The organism is Pseudogemmobacter humi, assembly GCF_900609055.1.
Classification (GTDB): Bacteria; Pseudomonadota; Alphaproteobacteria; order Rhodobacterales; family Rhodobacteraceae; genus Pseudogemmobacter; species Pseudogemmobacter humi.
The window spans coordinates 1-1,170 of record NZ_UXAW01000133.1 but is presented as its reverse complement, the minus strand read 5'-3'; the positions used below and the strand labels follow the sequence as shown (position 1 = coordinate 1,170).

Genomic DNA, 1,170 nt, shown 5'->3' with positions numbered 1-1,170 from the left:
GTGGGCTTGCTGCGGTCCGGCCCGGGGCGGGGGGCGTCGTGTCGGGGGCGGCCGCAGGAGGTTTCACACCCCGCAAGACCATTGGTTTCCCGAACCAATGGCGAAATCCGATGGGCCGACCCCTTTGGGTATTTTTCTCAGGATGAAGACAGGATCGCGGGACGGGTTTTCGCTTTCCCGATTCCTTTGCGGCGCGCTATGAACGGGATATGCCCGAGCATTCTCCGCCGCCCTCCGCCCGCACCCGTGCCCGCCGCCAGCATGAGCTGGCCAGCTATGATCCGGCGCTGGTCCGGGCGCTGGTCGATGCGATTCCGCTGGCCCATGTCGGCCATCTGATCGACGGCTCTCCGGTGGTGACGCCCACGCTGCAATGGCGGATCGGCGAGCGGATCTTCTGGCACGGCTCCTCCGCCAGCCGGATGATGAAGGCCGCCGCCGGGGCGGAGGTCTGCCTGACCGTCACCGCCGTCGACGGTATGGTGCTGGCGCGCTCGGGGCTGGAGCATTCCACGCAATACCGCTCGGTCATGGTCTTCGGTCGCGCCGCCGCGCTGAAGGATCCGGCGGAGAAAGAGGCCGCGCTGCGGGCGATGATGGAGCGGCTGTTTCCCGGCCGCTGGCCGGAGTTGCGGCCAATGACGGCGCAGGAGCTGAAGGCAACCGCGGTGCTGTCGCTGCCGCTGAGCGAGGCCTCGGTCAAGGTCAGCGCGGGCGGTCCCGCCGATCCGCCCGAAGACCGGGCCTGGCCGGTCTGGGCCGGGGTGCTGCCGCTGCGAATGGCGACCGGCGAGCCGCAGCCCGCGCCGGATCTGGCGCCCGGGCTTGCAGAGGCCCCGCCCGGCTATCTGCGGGATTTCTTCTTCGGCTGAGAGCCGCGCAGCTTGACCTTGCGGCCGCTTGCGCCCGATACCTTGGGAGAAGAGCCCCGGCGCCGTCGCCGGGCAGGATCCCGCGGCAGCCTGCGGGCGGTGCGGTTTACGCGCCGCCCGCCTGCCCGCCGGAGGAGAGGGAGAAAACCATGTCAGCGCCTGTCGTCACCTATCCGCCATCCCCGTCTTTCGTCATGTCTGCCCATATTGACGCTTCTGGTTACGCGTCGCTTTACGGGGAGTCTGTTTCGTCGGCTGATGGTTTCTGGTTTCGCGAGGGTCAGCGTCTTGACTGGAT

The 1,170-nt window shown here is 68.5% G+C and carries 1 protein-coding gene; it reads left to right on the top strand.

What is annotated here, in order from left to right:
* Nucleotides 1–209 precede the first annotated feature (209 nt).
* On the top strand, nucleotides 210–872 hold the full coding sequence (locus XINFAN_RS20270; protein ID WP_124088670.1) for a pyridoxamine 5'-phosphate oxidase family protein: 663 nt from the start codon (nucleotides 210–212) through the stop codon (nucleotides 870–872).
* Nucleotides 873–1,170: the final 298 nt, after the last annotated feature.

Coding starts and splice junctions, on each gene's coding strand:
- XINFAN_RS20270 (WP_124088670.1), top strand. CDS start 210: ATGCCCGAGCATTCTCCGCCGCCCTCCGCCCGCACCCGTGCCCGCCGC.